The following is a 16,722-nucleotide window of genomic DNA, read 5'->3' as shown; positions in this document are numbered from 1 at the left end:
TCCGCCAGCCACGTCGCCTTCGGCTCGACCCGCGTCATGGCGACCTGCGCCACCGTCGGCCAGGCGGCCGGCACCGCCGCCGCGCTCTGCGCCGCGGGGGGCGTCACCCCGCGCGCGCTCGACGTGCCCGCGCTGCAGCGCACCCTGCTGCGGGAGGACGCCTCCGTCGTCGGTCTGGCGTCGAGCGACCCGGACGACCTGGCCCTGAGCGCCACCGTCAGGGCCTCGTCCAGCCTGACGGACCTCGGCGCCGAGGCAGTGCTGGAGCGTGTGCCGCTGACCGCCGACGCCGGTCTGGTGCTGCCCGTCGACCCCGAGCTGACCGGCCTCGAACTGCTCGTCGACGCCGAGCGGGACACCGAACTCGTCGTCGAGCTGCACGACCCGGAACTCGGGCAGAACTACGTCCCGCGCCGCCTCGTCGACTCCGTCACCGTCCCGGTCACCGCCGGGTCGAAGCAGTGGGTCGGGACGGGGCTCCGCTGGTCGCCCGGGAGCGCCCGCAACGCCTTCGTCCGCGTACGGGCGAACGAGGACCTCGCCCTGTACCGCACCGACGGGCCGGCTCCGGGTGTCCTCGGCTTCACCCACGTTCCGCTGCGCCCGGAGCAGGAGTCGCCGCAGCCGCTGCGCGAGTGGACCGACGACGGCCTGCTGCGCCGCGCCTTCTGCTTCCGCGCGGGCGAGACCGCCGCGTACGCCCCCGCCAAGGCCGTGGACGGCTACGCCCGCCCGTACGCCGGTCCGCACATGTGGGTCTCCGAGCCGCTCCGGGACGGTGTCGGGGCCTGGCTGGAGCTGGCCTGGCCGCAGCCGGTGACCCTGAGCCGGATCGACGTGCTCGCCGACGACGACGTCAACGAGGACCTGATCAACCTGCATCACCACCGGACCCCGTTCGACACGCTGCCCACCCTCCTGCGGGACTACCGCGTCGAGGCGCGCGACGCGGACGGAACCTGGCGGACCGTCTCCCGTACGACGGACAACCGGCGGCGCCGCCAGGTGCACACCCTGGACGAGCCGGTCACGACGACGGCGCTGAGGATCGTCGTCGAGGCGACCAACGGGGCCCCGTCGGCCCACGTCGTCGCCGTCCGCGCCTACGCGTAGACGCGGTTCTGCGGGGCGGATCGGCCGGGTGGGCCGATCCGCCCCGTCTGCTCGACGGCCCGGGTGAATCCGGGCGCGACTCCGACGGAGCGAAGCCCCATATCCACCCACTGGTCAGATAAACCGATACTTTCCGCTGGTGACTCATTCTGTGCGGAAATCGACGGCTCTGACCGTTCTCGGTGTGGTGCTCGGCAGCCTCGCCGGCTGTGGGGGCCCCGACGGCCCCCCGGCCACCGGGCGTACACCCGTCGCGGCCCACGCCCCGTCGCACGCGGCCTCGGCGGCGCCGCCCACGCTGGCTCCGGGCCCCGGCGCGCGGACACCTGTCTTCGAGCGCGGGACGAGGGCCGGCGAGAAGGTGGTGGCGCTGACCTTCGACGCCGACATGACAGCCGACGAGGGCCCGCGCGCGGCGGCCGGCGAGCGTTTCGACAATCCCGGACTCATCGGTCTGCTGCGCCGGCTGGACGTGCCCGCGACGGTGTTCATGACGGGGCGGTGGGCCGATGAGTACCCGGCGCAGGCCAGGTCCATCGGCGCCGATCCGCTCTTCGAGGTCGGCAACCACTCGTACAGCCACTACGCCTTCAAGTCGCCCTGCTACGGACTGCCGGCCGTGGCGAAGGACGGGATGCGCGCCGATACGGCGCGGGCCTTCGCCTCGTTCCGGAAGGCCGGAGTGCGCAATACGGTGCCGTACTTCCGCTTCCCCGGCGGCTGCTACGACGATGCCTCGCTGCGCGCGCTCGCGCCCGAGAAGGTGACGGCGGTCCAGTGGGACGTCATCAGCGGCGACGCCTTCGCGACGGACCCCGACGCGGTGGCCGAGCAGGTGCTGGAAGGGGTGAAGCCCGGCTCGCTGGTCGTCATGCACTGCACCCGCAGCGCGGCGCCGGTCACCGACGAGGCGGTCGAGCGGATCGTCCCGGAGCTGCGCGAGCGCGGGTACCGCTTTGTGAAGGTCTCCGACCTGATCCGGGCGACACAGCGCTGACCGCGACCCCGTGCCCTGTCAGCCGGAGCACGCCGTGCGCTGGGCCTCCTGCCATTCGCAGACCGGGCAGAGGGTGATGCCCTTCACCGACTCCGGGTACTCGGTCGGCTTCCGGCAGAGCACGCACTCGGCGTACGGGGGCCCCTCGGCGGTCTCCGTCCCGGTGGGTGCGGTGTTCGCGGCGGGTGCGGCGCAGTACGCCTCCGCCCCGCCCTCGCGGCCTCGGTCCATGTGCTCGTCCATGTTGTACGAGCCTACTCAGCGCCGTGCGAGAGCCGGCCCAGGGAAGCCGCCTTGCAGACGAGCGCGGCCGCCGCGACGGCGAGGGCGGTGGCGGCGACGAGCGGCAGTACGGGCAGGTGCACCGTGCCCGTCCGCGATCCGGTGACCAGACCGGTCACGGCGGTGTTCGCGGGCGAGCCGCCGGTCACCAGGGCCGGCAGCGCGAGGAGCACCGTGGCGGCGACGGACCAGCCGCGCCGGTGCAGCAGCGGCCGGGTGCAGAGCGCGCCGATCGCCGCCCCCAGCAGCACACAGCAGGCGGCGGCGAGCAGCCCCGCGACCCCGGCGGGCAGCAGCGGCACCCGGACCGCGTTGTCGGCACTGGCCGGTCTGCTGATCAGCAGCACGAGCAGGGTGGCGGCCACGCCCAGCAGCCCGGCGCAGCCGAGCGCGGCGAGCAGCGCCGCCAGATGCGCCCTCGCCGGTCCCGCCGCCGCGGCGGTGACGGTGCGGGCGGCGGACGGCTCCTGGTTGACACAGAGCTGTACGAGCCAGGCGGTGACGGGCAGGAGCCCGGCGGCGGCGTAGCCGAGCGAGTCGAGGACGGGCTGTCCCCACTGCACGCCGATGGCGACGAAGGCCGCGTACAGCAGGACCGGGGCGAGCCAGCGCTGGGAGCGGACCAGCAGGGCGGTCTGGTAGCGCAGGAGTGCGGTCATGGTGCCTCGGGGGCCGGGCGGTCGCACGGGTCCGTGGCGGCCCGGTGCGCACCGGGGCCCTCGACGGGTGCGGCGGCCACTTGCCGGATGTGCCAGGGCGGGTGGGCGGTGAGCAGGGTCCGCAGCAGCGCGTCGGAGTGTGTGGCCGCGACGGTGAGCCGTACGCCCCCGTCGGGCGCGGGGGTGTGCTCCGCGGCGCCCGGCAGCCCGGCGGGGAGCGCGGCGCCGGGCGGGCCCGCCGCCTCGATCCGTACCCGCGGGCCGGTCCCGGTGGCGTCGGCCCCGGGGGCGGCGAGGAGAGCGTTGCCCTCGATCCGGAACACGGCGTCGACCGAACCGGCGAGCCTGCGCGGGTCGTGGTCGACGAAGACGACGGTGGCGCCGGCCGCGACCCGTTCGGCCACCGCCCGGTCCAGCTCGTCGCGGGCCGCCGTGTCGAGCCCGGTCCAGGCCTCGTCCAGGATCAGCAGCTCCGGCTCGGCGAGGAACGCCTGGGCGACGGCGACCTTCTGGCTGGTGCCCTTGGAGAGTTCCGGCAGCGGTGTACGGGCGTGGCCGGCGGCCCCGAAGCGGGTGAGCCAGGACCGGGCGCGATCCGCCGCCTCGGAGGTCCGCAGGCCGTGGATACGGCCGAGGTGGACGAGGTACCCGGCCGCGGTGAACGGCAGCGCGGCCGGGAAGCGCTCGGGGACGTAGGCGGTGCGTGCCCCGCGGCCGGTGATCCGGCCCTCCGTCGGGGCGTCGATCCCGGCGAGCAGCCGCAGCAGGGTCGACTTGCCGGTGCCGTTGGCCCCCTCGATCCGTGTCAGGGTGTGCGCGGGCAGGTCGAGGTCGACCCCGCGCAGCACCCATGGACCGCCGATGCCGTATCGGCGGCCGACCCCGTTCAGCCTCAGTTGGCCGTCTTCTCGGGCTTGGCCTCGCTGGGCCGTACGATCACGAATCCCTCGCCGTCCAGCCGCAGTTGGACGGCCTCGCCGGATCCGCCGCGGATCATCGAGCCGACGCTCTGCGAACGGTGCAGCGACGTGGTCAGGTTGGCGCTCCAGCCGACCACCGCGTCCGTGTCGACACAGACCGGCTGCTGCGGCGTGACGGGAATCACGATGGGGTGGCCCTCACACATCAGGCCGAGCTTGCCGTAGCCGGTGAAGACGCTGTTGAAGAGCCCGCCGCCGGTCATCCCGGCGCCCTTCACGGTCTTGATCTCGTAGGAGATCGTGGGGTCGAAGCAGAGCACGTTGCGGCCGTTGATCGTGAGGACGTCGCCGTGCTCCATCTCCACGATGAAGCAGTTGGCGGCCTCGTGCGCGAACCATGCCTCGCCCTGGCCCCGGACGGCCATCAGCGGCAGTCCCTCGCCGGTGACGGCGCGCTTCAGCATGCCGCCTATGCCCTGGCCCTTGCGCTCGAACTGCAGATCACCGCGGAAGGCGATCATCGCTCCCTGGCGGGCGTGCATCTCGCCGTTGACGGCGTATTTGATGGATTTGGCGTTCTGCAGGGTCATCCCGGGGACCGTCGCCTGCTGTGCCAGGTTCTCGCTGGAAAAGAGATCGCTCTTCATGCGGTGCATCCTCACCCGGAGCGGTCCGTTCCGCCAAGAAACCCGGGTCGGGCGGCTGGCAGACTGGACCGGGTGAGCAGCAATGACATTCCCGCGTCCCCGTCCACGCCCCACTCGCCCGCGGCGGACAGCCCGTTCAGGCCGGAGCCGACGAGCCGCGACGAGGCGCCGCAGTACGTACTGCCGTTGGTCGTGCACATCGAGAAGACCGATCCCCCGGCCCGTACCGACGCGTTGCGGACTGCGGCCCGCGCGGTGCTCGTGATGCTCTCCGACGAGCGCTCGGCCGGCGAGGGCGAGTGGGCGCGGGCGATGCGGGACTGGCAGGACGCCCGGATCCGCAAGGTGGTGCGGCGGGCGCGCGGCGCGGAGTGGCGCAAGGCGTCGGCGCTGCCGGGCATCACGGTCACCGGTGAGAGCGCCGAGGTGCGGGTCTTCCCGCCGGTGCCGCTGGACGGCTGGCCGAAGGAGCTGGCGAAGCTCCAGGTGTCGGGGACGGATCTGGACGACCCGGAGCCGCCGGCCGCGCCCGATCGCTCGGGTCCGGTGCTGTGGCTCAACCCGGAGCTGGACATGTCGGCCGGCAAGGCCATGGCGCAGGCCGGGCACGGTGCGCAGCTCGCCTGGTGGGAGCTGTCGGACACGGAACGCAAGGCGTGGCGCGAGGCGGGCTTCCCGCTCTCCGTCGCCACCGCGGAGGCGGGGAGCTGGCGGGAGCTCACGGTGAGCGGGCTTCCGGTGGTGCGGGACGCCGGGTTCACCGAGATCGCGCCCGGGTCGTGCACGGTGGTCGCCGACCACCCGGCACTGCGACGAGGCTGAGCGCCGGAGCGGGAACCTCAAATCAAGCTCTGAACGTCCCCCTGTTCGGATTCACCACCGCCCCGAGGGGCCATGAGCCCTGCACGGAGCGCAGGAGGGGGACGGCATGAAGCTGGGAATCGGGATCGGCTGGCGGCCGGAGATCGCGGACGCCGTCGAGGCGCTGCCCGGGATCGACTGGGTGGAGGCGGTCGCGGAGAACATCTGCACCGGTCATCTGCCCGATTCGCTGGTACGGCTCAGGGAGCGCGGTGTCACGGTCGTGCCGCACGGCGTCTCGCTGGGCCTCGGCGGCGCCGACCGCCCCGACCGGGGCCGGCTCGCGGACCTCGCGGCGCGCGCCGAACTGCTCTCCGCGCCGCTGGTGACCGAGCACATCGCGTTCGTACGGGCCGGGGGGCCGCGCGTCTCCTCGCCGGTGCTGGAGGCGGGCCATCTGCTGCCCGTCCCGAGGACCCGGGACGCGCTGGACGTGCTCTGCGAGAACGTACGCGTCGCGCAGGACTCGCTGCCGGTGCCGCTGGCCCTGGAGAACATCGCGGCGCTGGTCTCCTGGCCCGGCGAGGAGCTGACCGAGGGGCAGTTCCTGGCGGAGCTGGTCGAGCGCACCGGGGTCCGGCTGCTGATCGACGTGGCCAATCTGCACACCAACCACGTCAACCTGGGCGAGGCCCCGGCCACCGCGCTCGACGAGCTGCCGGTGGAGGCCATCGCGTACGTGCATGTGGCGGGAGGCGTCGAGAAGGACGGCGTGTGGCACGACACCCACGCCCACCCGGTCACCGGGCCGGTCCTCGATGTCCTGGCCGAGCTCCGCTCCCGGGTCGACCCGCCCGGGGTCCTGCTGGAGCGCGACGACGACTTCCCGCCGGCCGCGGAGCTCGCGGGCGAACTGGACATGATCCGCGCGACCTTGAACGGGGCGGCGGAGGACGCGAAGCGGCCCGCCCCTCGCGTCCGCCCGTCCGCGCGGGCCGCAGCGTCCACGCCCCCCGACGCCACGCGCGACCGGCTCGCGGAGGCCCAGACCGCGCTGCTCGGTGCGCTCGTCGCCGGCGGCCCCGCCCCGCAGGGCTTCGACCGGGAGCGCCTCGGGGTCCAGAGCCGTGCCCTGGCCGCCAAGCGGGCCGGGGTCGTCGCCAAGGTGGCACCCGAACTGCCGGAGATCCTGGGCACCGGCTACCGGGACGCCTTTCTCTCGTACGCCGCGACCCGCCCCATGTCCGGCGGATACCGGCGCGACGCGATGGACTTCGCCGAGCAGCTGCTGGTCGCGGGCCGGCCCGCCGACGCCGCGGCCCGGCGCCGGCTGACCCACTGGTGGCAGGACCGGGCCGGCGCGCACCCACCACGCCGCACCACCCGGCTGGTACGAGCCGCCCGCGCGGCCCTGATCGGAAGGTGACCGGCATGAACACCGTCGCACTGCTCGTGGACCTCGGGGTCGTGGTCTCCTCCGTGCTCCTGATCGCGGGGCTCGCGCGGGCCCGTGGCGGCCCCGGCGGCGCCGTCCACGACCTCCACGAAGTCGCCTTCCTCAACGGCGGTCCGGGCAGGGTCGTGGACACCGCGCTCACCGCGATGCAGGCGGACGGCCGGCTCGCCGTCGGCGGCCCCGGGATCGTCGCCGTCCAGCGGGCCGACGCCCATGACCCGGTGGAGCGCGCGGTGCTCCAGGAGCACGCCACGGCTCCCAGCGGGGCGCTGCACTCCCTGCGCGAGGCGGTGATGCGGCACCCCGCGGTGCAGGAGGTCGGCGACGGGCTCGCGGCCCGCGGTCTGCTGGCCGCGCCCACCGCGAGCCGGACGTGGCGCCGCTGGGGCCTCGTCCAGGGGCTGGTCTGCGTACTGGCCGTCCCGCTGACCGTCGTGACGACCGCCGCGCAGGCCCTGTCCGACGAACTGTCCCCGGACTCCTCCGTGCCGTTCGTCCTCAAGGTGCTCCCGGTCCTGATCCTCGGTCTCCTCACCGGCTTCATCTGCGCCGGGGTCGCCCGGGGTCGCGTCACCAGGCCGGGGCGCCGGGCCGCCGAGGCCTACCGCGCCGCCCGGGCGCACCACCCGGACCCGGCCCATCTGGTGGCCACGCTCGGGCTGCGGGCGCTCCCCGATCCCGAGCTCCGGGCGCAGCTGATCGCGGCGGCCCGGATGCAGCCGCACGGGCGGCGGGCGCGCACGGCGGCGACGGCGTCCACGGGCGCCTCCGCCCTGCTGCTCGCGCCGGTGGTGTGGTGTGCCGGTACGAGTCCCGGTCATGGCAGTTGCGGGAGTTCCGGCGACGGGGGCAGCGGCGCGGGCGGCGGTGGCGGGTGCAGTTCCGGGACGAGTTGCGGCTCGGGGTCCGGCTGCGGCGGATCGAGCGGTTCCGGCTGCGGTGGCAGCAGTGGTTCCAGCTGCTCCGGCGGCGGCTCCAGTTGTGGTGGCGGGTCGAGTTGTGGCGGGGGTTCCTGAGCCGCGGCGGCGTCCCGGGCACCGGCCGGCGCCGCCGAACCGTCCACATGATGAACAGGCCATGGCTTTCCACGCCCGGCCCGCATAGGAATCCGCCATGCTCTGGATTCTGTTTCTGCTGGTCGCATGGGGTGCGGCAACCGTCTCGTGTGTCCGGCTCTGCCTCGTCTCGGTGCGCACGGGGCTGCTGTCCGGCGCGTCCGCCGATGACGTGGGGAGCATCGGCTCCGGCCATGAACTGACCCTGTACGAGACCGCGTTCCTGGCCGGTGGTCCCCATCGGGTGGTCGATCTGGCGCTGGCCGGGATGCATCTGCGCCGACGGCTGCTGCTCGCGCACACCGGCTGGGCGACGGTCGTCGACCCGGAGGGCCACGACGAGATGGAGCGCACGGTGATCCGTGCGATAGGGCCGCAGGGCCAGTCCCCGATACCGCCGGTACGGACGGCCGCGGCCGGCGCCGACGCGGTACGTGCTCTGGCCGACCGGCTGGTCGCCGCGGGTCTGGCGCTGCCCGGCGGCGCCGGCAGCGATGTCGCGGCCGCGGTGCGCGCGGTGCGCGGCGCTGCTGCGCTGGTGGTCGCGATGGGGGCGGTCACGCTGCTGATGCCCGGTCAGGAGCACGGCCCCGGCGGGCCGGTGATGTCGCTGCTGGTGTGGTTCGGGCTGCCGCTCGCGCTGACCGCCGGCTGTCTGGCCATAGCCCGGATGGAGATCCACCCGTACAGCTCGTGGGCGTCGCCGGCCGGTCAGCGGCTGCTCGCCGAGAACGATGTGCCGGGCGCCGGGGCGCACCAGGACGTGCTGGCGGCGATCGCGGTACGCGGGGTGCGTGCCGTGGACGATCCGGTGCTGCGGGCCGCGCTCGGCGGCGGTCCGGGCGGTCCGCCCGGGTAGCCCGCCGGTGCTTCGCGCAGTGGTGCGTCGATGAGGTGTTCAGAAAAGACGCCGGTGCGGCGCGCTGGACGCGCGCCGCACCCGGAGCCGAACCCGGTGTCGCTGGAACGACGGACGGCGCGAGACGCGCCGGTGCCCGCCGTCTGATCTTCCGGGTTGGGGTGGTCGGAGCCCGCTCGCTACGCGAGCCCGGCCACCAGGTCTGCAACCGACTTCCTGCGCCCCGTGTAGAACGGGACCTCTTCGCGGACGTGCATCCGCGCCTCGGAGGCCCGCAGGTGACGCATCAGGTCGACGATGCGGTAGAGCTCGTCGGCCTCGAAGGCGAGGACCCACTCGTAGTCGCCGAGCGAGAAGGAGGCGACGGTGTTGGCCCGGACGTCGGGGTAGCCGCGCGCCATCTTGCCGTGGTCCGCGAGCATGCGGCGGCGGTCCTCGTCGGGCAGCAGGTACCAGTCGTAGGAGCGCACGAAGGGGTACACGCTGATGTAGTTGCGCGGCGTCTCGTCGGCCAGGAACGCCGGGATGTGGGACTTGTTGAACTCGGCGGGGCGGTGCAGCGCCATGTTCGACCAGACCGGCTCCAGCGCCAGGCCCAGCTTGGTGCGCCGGAAGAGGTTGTACGCCCCCTGGAGCTCGTCCGCCGTCTCGGCGTGCCACCAGATCATGACGTCGGCGTCGGCCCGCAGGCCGGAGACGTCGTAGGTGCCGCGGACGGTGATGTCCTTGGCCGCGAGCTGGTCGAACAGCTCCTGGACCTCGTCGGCGTAGCCGGCCCGGTCCGCGGGCAGGACGTCGCGCAGCTTGAAGACGGACCACAGCGTGTAGCGGATGACCTCGTTGAGGTCCTTGGCCTTCTTACCCGCGTTGGGGCCCTTGCTTGATTTCACAGTCTCAGGCGCACTCATACGGCTATTGTCCCGCCTCGCTCCGTGTGCCCTTAACCAGGGTCGACGTGGCGATGATCTCTTCCCCGGATCCGCCGGTGATGTCGGCCGCGATCTCGTCCGCGGCGCGGTGGGCACTGGCGATGCACGCCGGGATGCCGACGCCGTCGTAGACCGCTCCGCAGACCCGCAGCGCGGGCAGCTTGGCGACCTCGTCGCGTATCCGGGCGACCCGTGACAGATGGCCCACGGGGTACTGGGGCAGTCCGCCGATCCACCGGGTGACCTCGGTGTCCACCGGCTTCGCGGCCAGGCCGGTCGCCTCGGCGAGGTCGCGCAGCGAGACGTCGACCAGTTCGCCGTCCTCGCGGTGGATGTGGTCCTCCTCGCCGTAGCGGCCGACGGAGGTCCGCAGGACGAAGAGGTCCGGGGCGGATTCGGCGACCCAGTTCCACTTGTGGGAGGAGAACGTGGACGCCTTGATGGTGCGGCCGTCGACCGGGGGGACGAGGAAGCCGGAGCGGCCGTCCAGCGCGGAGGTGGCGGCGATGTCGGAGCGGCGGAAGGCCATGGTGACGAGCGCCATCGACGCGTACTCGACACCGGCGAGCTCGGCGGAGGCCGCCGGGGACTCGGCCGCGAGCAGCGTGGAGGCGGACCAGGCGGGGGCGGCGAGCACGATGCCGTCGGCGTTGATGACCCGGGTGTCCGTGCGGACGTCCCAGCCCTCGGCGGTACGGGTCAGGCCGAGGACGGGGGTGGCGGTGAGGATCTCCCCGCCGCCCGCGCGCACGGCGTCGGCCACTGCCCGGGGCAGGGTGCCGATGCCGCCGTCCAGGCCCTGGAAGACCGGTCCGGTCTGCTGCCGGGCCGCGGCCCGTTCCTGGATGCGGCGGACGCCGTCGAGCAGCGAGCCGCCCTCCCGGGCCGCCTCGAAGAGCTGCGGTACGGCGGCGCGCATCGAGATCCGGTAGGCGTCGCCCGCGTACACACCGCCGAGCAGCGGTTCCACGAGCCGGTCGACGACCTCGCGGCCGAGGCGGTCGGCCACGTACGCGCCGACGGCGACGTCGTCACCGACGGGGGTCGGGGTGAGGTCGCGCTCCTGCGCGATGCGGGCGAGGCCCTCGGGGCTGAGCAGTGCGCCGAGCGCCGCCGGGTCGCCCGGTACGCCCATCACATGGCCCTTGGGCATGGGGCGCAGGGCGTCGCGCGTCCAGACCGACGCGGTGGCCGTGGCGGGCGGCTGGAGCCGGTCGCCGAGCCCGACGGCGTGTGCCAGCCCGACGCCCTCGGGGCGCCGGGCGAGCATCGACTCGGCGCCGAGATCGACCTGGGTGCCGGCGATCTCGCCGGTCATGAGCTTGCCGCCGAGCCGCTCGGTGGCCTCCAGCAGGGTGACCCGCAGGCCGGTCCCGAGGAGCCGGTGGGCGGCGGCGAGACCGGCGATGCCACCGCCGATGACGACGACGTGTCCGGTGGCCGGGTCCGCGCGGTTTATTGAACGCTGCATGCCCCCACTCTCTCAAACCCGGTCCGAGTCCTGAACGTGACTGCTTCGAAACCGGCATTCGGCAACCCGCGCCCGGTCCGGCACGTCGAACCGGCACCATCAGCGACCCGCCTTGGGGGGCAGTCATGCGGACCGAAGTCATGCGGCCGAAAGCCATGCGAAGAGAAGACACACGGCCAGAAGTCACGCGGACGGGCGGGTGTCCCGGCCGGCCGTCCGTCCGTCGTCGTCCGCGCCTGGTGCTGGCGGCCGGTCTGATGGCCGGTCTGCTGGCGCTGAGCGGCTGCGGCGCCCCGGACAGCGCGAGCGACGCGAGTTCCGGCGACAGCAAGCGGGCGTTCGGCGCCGAGGAACGGGGCGCCGCCGACGCGGCGGCCGGGAAGCCCGCGCAGGGCTCGCAGGCGGCGGGCGGTTCGGCCTCGCTGCGGAAGAAGTCCGACGCGCTGCCCTCCGGCACTCATGTCATCCGTACCGCCTCGCTCTCGGTGGAGGTGCGGAACGTGCCGAAGGCGGCCGCGGTCGCCCGTTCGGCCGCGGAGGGTTCGGGCGGCCTGGTGGCCGACGAGAAGACCGAGCGGGTCGACGACACACATGACATGTCACGTCTCGTACTGCGCGTTCCGCAGGGCGAGTACGAAGCGGTGCTGAAGCGGCTCGCGGGCACCGGAAAGCTGCTGTCGCGCACCTCGTCGGCGAAGGACGTCACCGACCAGGTGGTCGACGTGGAGAGCCGGATCGCCACCCAGCGGGCGAGTGTGGCGCGGGTACGGAAGCTGATGGACCAGGCCCGGAAACTCAGCGACGTGGTCACGCTGGAGGGCGAGCTGAGCAGCCGTCAGGCGTCCCTGGAGTCGCTGCTCGCCCAGCAGGCGTCGCTGAAGGACCGCACCACGCTCGCCACGATCACCCTCGAACTCACCGAGCCGGAGGCGGCGGCGAAGGAGGTCGAGGACGACCCCGGTTTCCTGGACGCGCTCGGCGGCGGCTGGCACGCGTTCGTGACGGTGCTGCTGTGGCTGGCGATGGCGGTGGGCGCCGCGGCCCCGTTCCTGGCCGCGGCTGCCGTGCTCCTGCTGCTGTGGCGGCTGCTGCGCCGCCGGCTGCCCGGACGCCGTGCGCGGCGGACGCCCGGGCCGGGCGGGTCCTCGCCCGCTCCCCCGGCGTCGTAGCGTGGTCCCTTCGGACTCGGTGTCGAAGGGACCAGGCATGACGGCGGAGCGACTGGTGGTCATCGGTGGTGACGCGGCGGGCATGTCCGCCGCGTCCCAGGCCCGCAGGCTCAAGGGCCCCGACGAGCTGAGCATCGTCGCGTTCGAGCGGGGCAATTTCACCTCGTACTCCGCCTGCGGCATCCCGTACTGGGTCGGCGGCGACGTCGCGGAGCGGGACCACCTCATCGCGCGTACCCCCGAGGAGCACCGGGCCCGCGGCATCGACCTCAGGATGCGTACCGAGGTCACGGAGATCGATGTCGCCGGGCAGCGGGTGCGGGCGATGGACCTGGGCTCCGGCGAGTCGTACTGGACGGGCTTCGACAAGCTGGTGATCGCTACGGGTGCCCGGCCGGTGCGTCCGGCGCTGCCCGGCATGGACGCGCCCGGGGTGCACGGGGTGCAGACCCTGGACGACGGCCAGGCGCTGCTGGAGTCCCTGGACCGGGTGCCGGGCAGCAGGCGGGCGGTCGTCGTCGGGGCGGGATACATCGGCGTGGAGATGGCGGAGGCCATGCTGAAGCACGGCTTCGAGGTGACCGTGCTCAACCGCGGCGAGCAGCCGATGGCGACGCTCGACCCCGACATGGGGCGGCTGGTCCACGACGCGATGGACGGCCTGGGCATCACCACGGTCAACCGGGCCGAGGTCACCGCGATCCGCACCGGTTCGGACGGCCGGGTCCGCGCGGTCGCCACGGGCGACGCCTCCTACCCGGCGGACGTGGTGGTGCTCGGGATCGGCGTGGAGCCGGAGACGACGCTGGCCCGCGCCGTCGGACTGCCGCTCGGCCCGCACGGCGGGCTGTTGACCGATCTTTCGATGCGGGTCGTCGGGCACGACAACATCTGGGCGGGCGGTGACTGCGTGGAGGTCCTCGACCTGGTGGCGGGCCGCACCCGTCACATCGCGCTGGGCACCCACGCCAACAAGCACGGCCAGATCATCGGGTCCAATGTCGGCGGCGGTTACGGGACGTTCCCGGGAGTGGTCGGCACGGCGGTCAGCAAGGTGTGCGACCTGGAGATCGCCCGTACCGGTCTGCGCGAGAAGGACGCCCGCGCGGTGGGTCTGCGGTACGTCACGGCGACGATCGAGTCGACGGGCCGGGCGGGCTACTACCCGGGGGCGCGGCCGATGACGGTGAAGATGCTCGCGGAGTACCGTACGGGCCGGCTGCTCGGGGTGCAGATCGTGGGCCGGGACGGGGCGGCCAAGCGGGTGGACATCGCGGCGGTGGCGCTCACGGCCGGGATGACGGTGGAGCAGATGACCGCCCTGGACCTGGGTTACGCCCCGCCGTTCTCGCCGGTCTGGGATCCGGTCCTGGTGGCGGCCCGCAAGGCGGTGACCGCGGTACGGCGGGCGGGCACCGCCTGAGTGGGCGGTGCCCGGTGCCGCGGGGTCAGCGTTCGGTGCTGGTGTGCACGTACTCGACGAGCCGGGTCAGCGCGTCCGGGTCCATCGTCGGCATCACACCGTGGCCCAGGTTGAAGACATGGCCTTCGAGACCGGCGGCCGCGTCGAGCACTTCCTGGGTCTTCTCCTCGACGGTCGCCGTCGGGGCGAACAGCACGGCGGGGTCGAGGTTGCCCTGGAGCGCCTTGCCGGGGCCGACCCGGCGCGCGGCCTCGTCCAGCGGGACGCGCCAGTCGACGCCGACGACATCGGCGCCCGCCTCGCCCATCGGGCCGAGGAGTTCGCCGGTGCCGACGCCGAAGTGGATGCGCGGGACGCCGTACGGGGCGACGGCCTCGAAGACCTTCGCCGACGCGGGCAGCACCGAACGCCGGTAGTCGGCGGGGGCCAGCGCGCCGACCCAGGAGTCGAAGAGCTGGACGGCCGAGGCGCCCGCCTCGATCTGCACCTTGAGGAAGGCTCCGGTGATCTCGGCCAGCCGGTCCAGCAGATCCGCCCAGAGCTGCGGGTCGCCGTACATCAGGGCCTTGGTGTGCTCGTGGTTGCGGGACGGGCCGCCCTCCACGAGGTAGCTGGCGAGGGTGAACGGCGCCCCGGCGAAACCGATCAGGGGGGTGGCGCCCAGTTCGGCGGTGAGCAGGCCGATGGCCTCGGTGACGTAGCCGACGTCCTCGGGCGTGAGGTCGCGCAGCCGGGCCAGGTCGGCGCGGGTGCGGATCGGGTCGGCGATGACGGGGCCGACACCGGGCTTGATGTCGAGGTCGATCCCGATGGCCTTGAGGGGGACGACGATGTCGCTGAAGTAGATCGCGGCGTCGACCTTGTGGCGGCGGACGGGCTGCATCGTGATCTCGGCGACCAGCTCCGGCATCATGCAGGAGTCGAGCATCCCGATGCCCTCGCGCACCTTCAGGTACTCCGGCAGCGAACGTCCGGCCTGGCGCATGAACCAGACCGGCGTATGCGGAACGGGCTCGCGCCGGCACGCCTTCAGGAACGCCGACTCATGGGTGGCGGAGGTCTTCGTCTGCTGGCCCATGGGGCGGTCGTTGGCACTCACACCGGAATCTTCGCACGAAGCCGTGACGGCCTCGCTCACTCCCCGATCGTGGACAGACCCCAAGCAGCCGAGCCCGCCCGGGTGTCCTCCCTGCGCGAAGCGCCGGTTCCGCCTACTCTTCCCCGCATGGCTCCGGCTCAGGGACAGTTCTCCGATCAAACCGATGGCGCTGACAGCAAGGACAGCGAGGAGGGTGGTTCCGTCCCGCCCGCGTTCCGGTCGGCGGTGGACGCGTTGCACTCCGCGCGGCTCCGCCCCGAGCTGGAGGTGGAGTCGACGAAGCCGCCCAAGCGGCTCGCTCCGTACGCGTACGCGCTGGAGGCGGCGGTCGTCGACGGCGAGGACGATCTCGCCGACGGCCGCCTTGTGCTGCTCCACGACCCGGCCGGGCACGACGCCTGGCAGGGCACCTTCCGTCTGGTGACGCTGGTGCGGGCCGAGCTGGAGCCGGAGATGGCCTCCGATCCGCTGCTGCCGGAGGTGTGCTGGTCCTGGCTGACCGGCGCGCTGGAGGCGCGCGGTCTCTCGTACGGGGAGGCGGGCGGCACGGTGACCCGGGCGGGGTCGCACTACTTCGGCGCGCTGGGCGCGAGACGCCCGGCGACCCAGATCGAGATCCGCGCGTCGTGGACGCCGAGGGAGGGCCGGGGCGGGGTGCCGGACACGGCGGCGCATCTCATGGCGTGGGGCGACCTGCTGTGCCAGATCGCCGGCCTGCCGCCGTCGGGCCCCACCGACGCGGCGGTGGTGACGCTTCCGCAGCGGCGCGGTCCGCAGGTTTCCTGATCTTCTGCTCTGAATTCTCTGGCTGAAACTCTACCCTCGCCGGTAACCGTGCGTCACATTTCGCGCACGATTACCGGCGTTCTTTTCGTACAATCGATCGCATGTCCGATTTGCCCGAATTGTTACTCACCAAATCGTGATCTTCCCCTAAAGGAGCACGGGTCTGCTGCCGAAGAGGTCAATGACCCTTCAAGCACGGTTCGCCCCGGCTTCATCCCCGAGCCGGCCCGTCCCGTCCACTCCCCAGGAGGCCTGGTGTCCGTTCTCCTAGAGCAGCCCGCAAGCCTGGTCGCCTACCGCCCGAACAAGCCGACGGCCATGGTCGTCGTGGCCGACCCGCGCGTCCGTTCCACCGTCACCCGCCATCTGTGGGCACTCGGAGTACGTGACGTCATCGAGGCGTCGTCCATCGCGGAGGCTCGTCCCCGCGTCGGCAACCCGCGCGACATCTGCGTAGCCGACGTCCACCTGCCCGACGGTTCCGGGCTGACCCTGTTGTCCGAGACCCGAGCAGCCGGCTGGCCGAACGGCCTCGCCCTCTCCGCCGCCGATGACATCGGCGCCGTGCGCAACGCCCTCGCGGGCGGCGTGAAGGGCTATGTAGTCACCGGCACACGTACCAATATCGGCCACCCCACCCGTCCCGGCGTCGCTCCCATCGGCGCCAATGCCGCCCGTATGCACCGCCGGCCCCCCGGCACCCCGAGCCACCCGGGCGGCTACCGCGAACTGTCCGGCCGCGAGGTCGAGGTCCTCCGGCTGGTCGCCGAGGGCCAGTCCAACAAGGCCATCGGCGTCTCGATGGGCCTGTCCGCACTGACCGTCAAGAGCCACCTCGCCCGAATCGCCCGCAAGCTCGGCACCGGAGACCGCGCCGGAATGGTCGCCGTCGCCCTGCGAACGGGAATCATCCACTGACGCCCGCACCCCGGCGGGTCCACGCAGGCGCGGACCGGCTGGTTTGCATTCATCGGCGCGCGTGGTGGGGACGGTGCCGCCCAGGGGGGCGGAACAACACAGCTACCCCTGAAACCGGTACGCCGCCCCACTGTCCCC

General features: G+C 73.1%; 17 protein-coding genes. 10 read left to right on the top strand and 7 right to left on the bottom strand.

Going from position 1 to position 16,722, the window contains the following annotated elements; all coding sequences use genetic code 11:
- The coding region (locus ACFVH0_RS39015; RefSeq protein WP_385828174.1) for an FAD-dependent oxidoreductase at positions 1 to 1,113 on the top strand (1,113 nt) is incomplete at its 5' end.
- Between the two features lie 139 nt (positions 1,114 to 1,252).
- The gene (locus ACFVH0_RS39010; RefSeq protein ID WP_385828173.1) at positions 1,253 to 2,110 is read left to right on the top strand and encodes a polysaccharide deacetylase family protein; all 858 of its coding nucleotides are present in this window, start codon (positions 1,253 to 1,255) and stop codon (positions 2,108 to 2,110) included.
- Positions 2,111 to 2,128: 18 nt separating this feature from the next.
- Here ACFVH0_RS39010 and ACFVH0_RS39005 read toward each other — a convergent pair whose 3' ends face one another.
- From ACFVH0_RS39005 to ACFVH0_RS38990, 4 genes are read right to left on the bottom strand one after another with little or no spacing between them, the layout of a single operon-like run.
- On the bottom strand, positions 2,129 to 2,353 hold the full coding sequence (locus ACFVH0_RS39005) for a hypothetical protein (RefSeq protein ID WP_385828172.1): 225 nt from the start codon (positions 2,351 to 2,353) through the stop codon (positions 2,129 to 2,131).
- Positions 2,354 to 2,364: 11 nt separating this feature from the next.
- Positions 2,365 to 3,051, bottom strand: a complete 687-nt coding sequence (locus tag ACFVH0_RS39000; protein ID WP_385828171.1) for an ABC transporter — start codon at positions 3,049 to 3,051, stop codon at positions 2,365 to 2,367.
- A complete protein-coding gene (locus tag ACFVH0_RS38995; RefSeq protein WP_385828170.1) occupies positions 3,048 to 3,899 on the bottom strand; it encodes an ATP-binding cassette domain-containing protein in 852 nt (283 codons plus the stop codon). The genes ACFVH0_RS39000 and ACFVH0_RS38995 overlap by 4 nt, the downstream gene beginning before the upstream one ends.
- A gap of 44 nt (positions 3,900 to 3,943) precedes the next feature.
- On the bottom strand, positions 3,944 to 4,618 hold the full coding sequence (locus tag ACFVH0_RS38990) for an AIM24 family protein (protein ID WP_385828169.1): 675 nt from the start codon (positions 4,616 to 4,618) through the stop codon (positions 3,944 to 3,946).
- Positions 4,619 to 4,690: 72 nt separating this feature from the next.
- On the opposite strand from ACFVH0_RS38990, the gene ACFVH0_RS38985 reads away from it, so the two are divergent.
- From ACFVH0_RS38985 to ACFVH0_RS38970, 4 genes are all read left to right on the top strand, one after another.
- The gene (locus ACFVH0_RS38985) at positions 4,691 to 5,440 is read left to right on the top strand and encodes a peptidyl-tRNA hydrolase (RefSeq protein ID WP_385828168.1); all 750 of its coding nucleotides are present in this window, start codon (positions 4,691 to 4,693) and stop codon (positions 5,438 to 5,440) included.
- 106 nt (positions 5,441 to 5,546) lie between these two features.
- Positions 5,547 to 6,845, top strand: a complete 1,299-nt coding sequence (locus ACFVH0_RS38980) for a DUF692 domain-containing protein (RefSeq protein WP_385828167.1) — start codon at positions 5,547 to 5,549, stop codon at positions 6,843 to 6,845.
- Between the two features lie 5 nt (positions 6,846 to 6,850).
- A complete protein-coding gene (locus tag ACFVH0_RS38975) occupies positions 6,851 to 7,891 on the top strand; it encodes a TIGR04222 domain-containing membrane protein (protein ID WP_385828166.1) in 1,041 nt (346 codons plus the stop codon).
- A gap of 97 nt (positions 7,892 to 7,988) precedes the next feature.
- The gene (locus ACFVH0_RS38970; RefSeq protein WP_385828165.1) at positions 7,989 to 8,789 is read left to right on the top strand and encodes a TIGR04222 domain-containing membrane protein; all 801 of its coding nucleotides are present in this window, start codon (positions 7,989 to 7,991) and stop codon (positions 8,787 to 8,789) included.
- Positions 8,790 to 8,968: 179 nt separating this feature from the next.
- Here the strand turns inward: ACFVH0_RS38970 and hemQ are convergent, their stop codons facing one another.
- Both hemQ and hemG read right to left on the bottom strand, forming a co-directional pair.
- Positions 8,969 to 9,697, bottom strand: a complete 729-nt coding sequence (gene hemQ / locus ACFVH0_RS38965; protein ID WP_385828164.1) for a hydrogen peroxide-dependent heme synthase — start codon at positions 9,695 to 9,697, stop codon at positions 8,969 to 8,971.
- Positions 9,698 to 9,701: 4 nt separating this feature from the next.
- Entirely contained in the window at positions 9,702 to 11,189 is a 1,488-nt protein-coding gene (gene hemG / locus ACFVH0_RS38960) for a protoporphyrinogen oxidase (RefSeq protein WP_385828163.1), read from the bottom strand.
- 257 nt (positions 11,190 to 11,446) lie between these two features.
- On the opposite strand from hemG, the gene ACFVH0_RS38955 reads away from it, so the two are divergent.
- Together ACFVH0_RS38955 and ACFVH0_RS38950 are read left to right on the top strand one after the other, a co-directional pair.
- Positions 11,447 to 12,358 carry a DUF4349 domain-containing protein gene (locus ACFVH0_RS38955; protein ID WP_385828175.1) on the top strand — a complete coding sequence of 304 codons (912 nt, stop codon included), beginning with the start codon at positions 11,447 to 11,449 and terminating at the stop codon, positions 12,356 to 12,358.
- Between the two features lie 37 nt (positions 12,359 to 12,395).
- Complete coding sequence (locus ACFVH0_RS38950) at positions 12,396 to 13,781, top strand: FAD-dependent oxidoreductase (RefSeq protein ID WP_385828162.1); 1,386 nt, start codon at positions 12,396 to 12,398, stop codon at positions 13,779 to 13,781.
- 25 nt (positions 13,782 to 13,806) lie between these two features.
- Here the strand turns inward: ACFVH0_RS38950 and hemE are convergent, their stop codons facing one another.
- On the bottom strand, positions 13,807 to 14,880 hold the full coding sequence (gene hemE, locus ACFVH0_RS38945; RefSeq protein ID WP_385828161.1) for a uroporphyrinogen decarboxylase: 1,074 nt from the start codon (positions 14,878 to 14,880) through the stop codon (positions 13,807 to 13,809).
- A 126-nt stretch (positions 14,881 to 15,006) separates the two neighbouring features.
- Between hemE and ACFVH0_RS38940 the strand changes: the two genes are divergently transcribed.
- Both ACFVH0_RS38940 and ACFVH0_RS38935 read left to right on the top strand, forming a co-directional pair.
- Positions 15,007 to 15,666, top strand: a complete 660-nt coding sequence (locus tag ACFVH0_RS38940) for a DUF3000 domain-containing protein (protein ID WP_385828160.1) — start codon at positions 15,007 to 15,009, stop codon at positions 15,664 to 15,666.
- 255 nt (positions 15,667 to 15,921) lie between these two features.
- A complete protein-coding gene (locus tag ACFVH0_RS38935; RefSeq protein ID WP_024488613.1) occupies positions 15,922 to 16,584 on the top strand; it encodes a response regulator transcription factor in 663 nt (220 codons plus the stop codon).
- The last annotated feature ends 138 nt before the right edge of the window (positions 16,585 to 16,722 follow it).

This window comes from Streptomyces sp. NPDC127117 (assembly GCF_042677325.1).
Classification (GTDB): domain Bacteria; phylum Actinomycetota; class Actinomycetes; order Streptomycetales; family Streptomycetaceae; genus Streptomyces.
Note: the sequence above shows the minus strand (reverse complement) of the source record. Positions and strands in the feature narration are given on the sequence as shown.

Bases quoted from the DNA above. Each gene is read 5' to 3' on its own strand.
- ACFVH0_RS39005 (WP_385828172.1), bottom strand. From the start codon at position 2,353: ATGGACGAGCACATGGACCGAGGCCGCGAGGGCGGGGCGGAGGCGTAC.
- ACFVH0_RS39000 (WP_385828171.1), bottom strand. From the start codon at position 3,051: ATGACCGCACTCCTGCGCTACCAGACCGCCCTGCTGGTCCGCTCCCAG.
- ACFVH0_RS38990 (WP_385828169.1), bottom strand. From the start codon at position 4,618: ATGAAGAGCGATCTCTTTTCCAGCGAGAACCTGGCACAGCAGGCGACG.
- ACFVH0_RS38980 (WP_385828167.1), top strand. From the start codon at position 5,547: ATGAAGCTGGGAATCGGGATCGGCTGGCGGCCGGAGATCGCGGACGCC.
- ACFVH0_RS38975 (WP_385828166.1), top strand. From the start codon at position 6,851: ATGAACACCGTCGCACTGCTCGTGGACCTCGGGGTCGTGGTCTCCTCC.
- ACFVH0_RS38970 (WP_385828165.1), top strand. From the start codon at position 7,989: ATGCTCTGGATTCTGTTTCTGCTGGTCGCATGGGGTGCGGCAACCGTC.
- hemQ (WP_385828164.1), bottom strand. From the start codon at position 9,697: ATGAGTGCGCCTGAGACTGTGAAATCAAGCAAGGGCCCCAACGCGGGT.
- hemG (WP_385828163.1), bottom strand. From the start codon at position 11,189: ATGCAGCGTTCAATAAACCGCGCGGACCCGGCCACCGGACACGTCGTC.
- ACFVH0_RS38955 (WP_385828175.1), top strand. From the start codon at position 11,447: ATGGCCGGTCTGCTGGCGCTGAGCGGCTGCGGCGCCCCGGACAGCGCG.
- ACFVH0_RS38950 (WP_385828162.1), top strand. From the start codon at position 12,396: ATGACGGCGGAGCGACTGGTGGTCATCGGTGGTGACGCGGCGGGCATG.
- ACFVH0_RS38940 (WP_385828160.1), top strand. From the start codon at position 15,007: ATGGCTCCGGCTCAGGGACAGTTCTCCGATCAAACCGATGGCGCTGAC.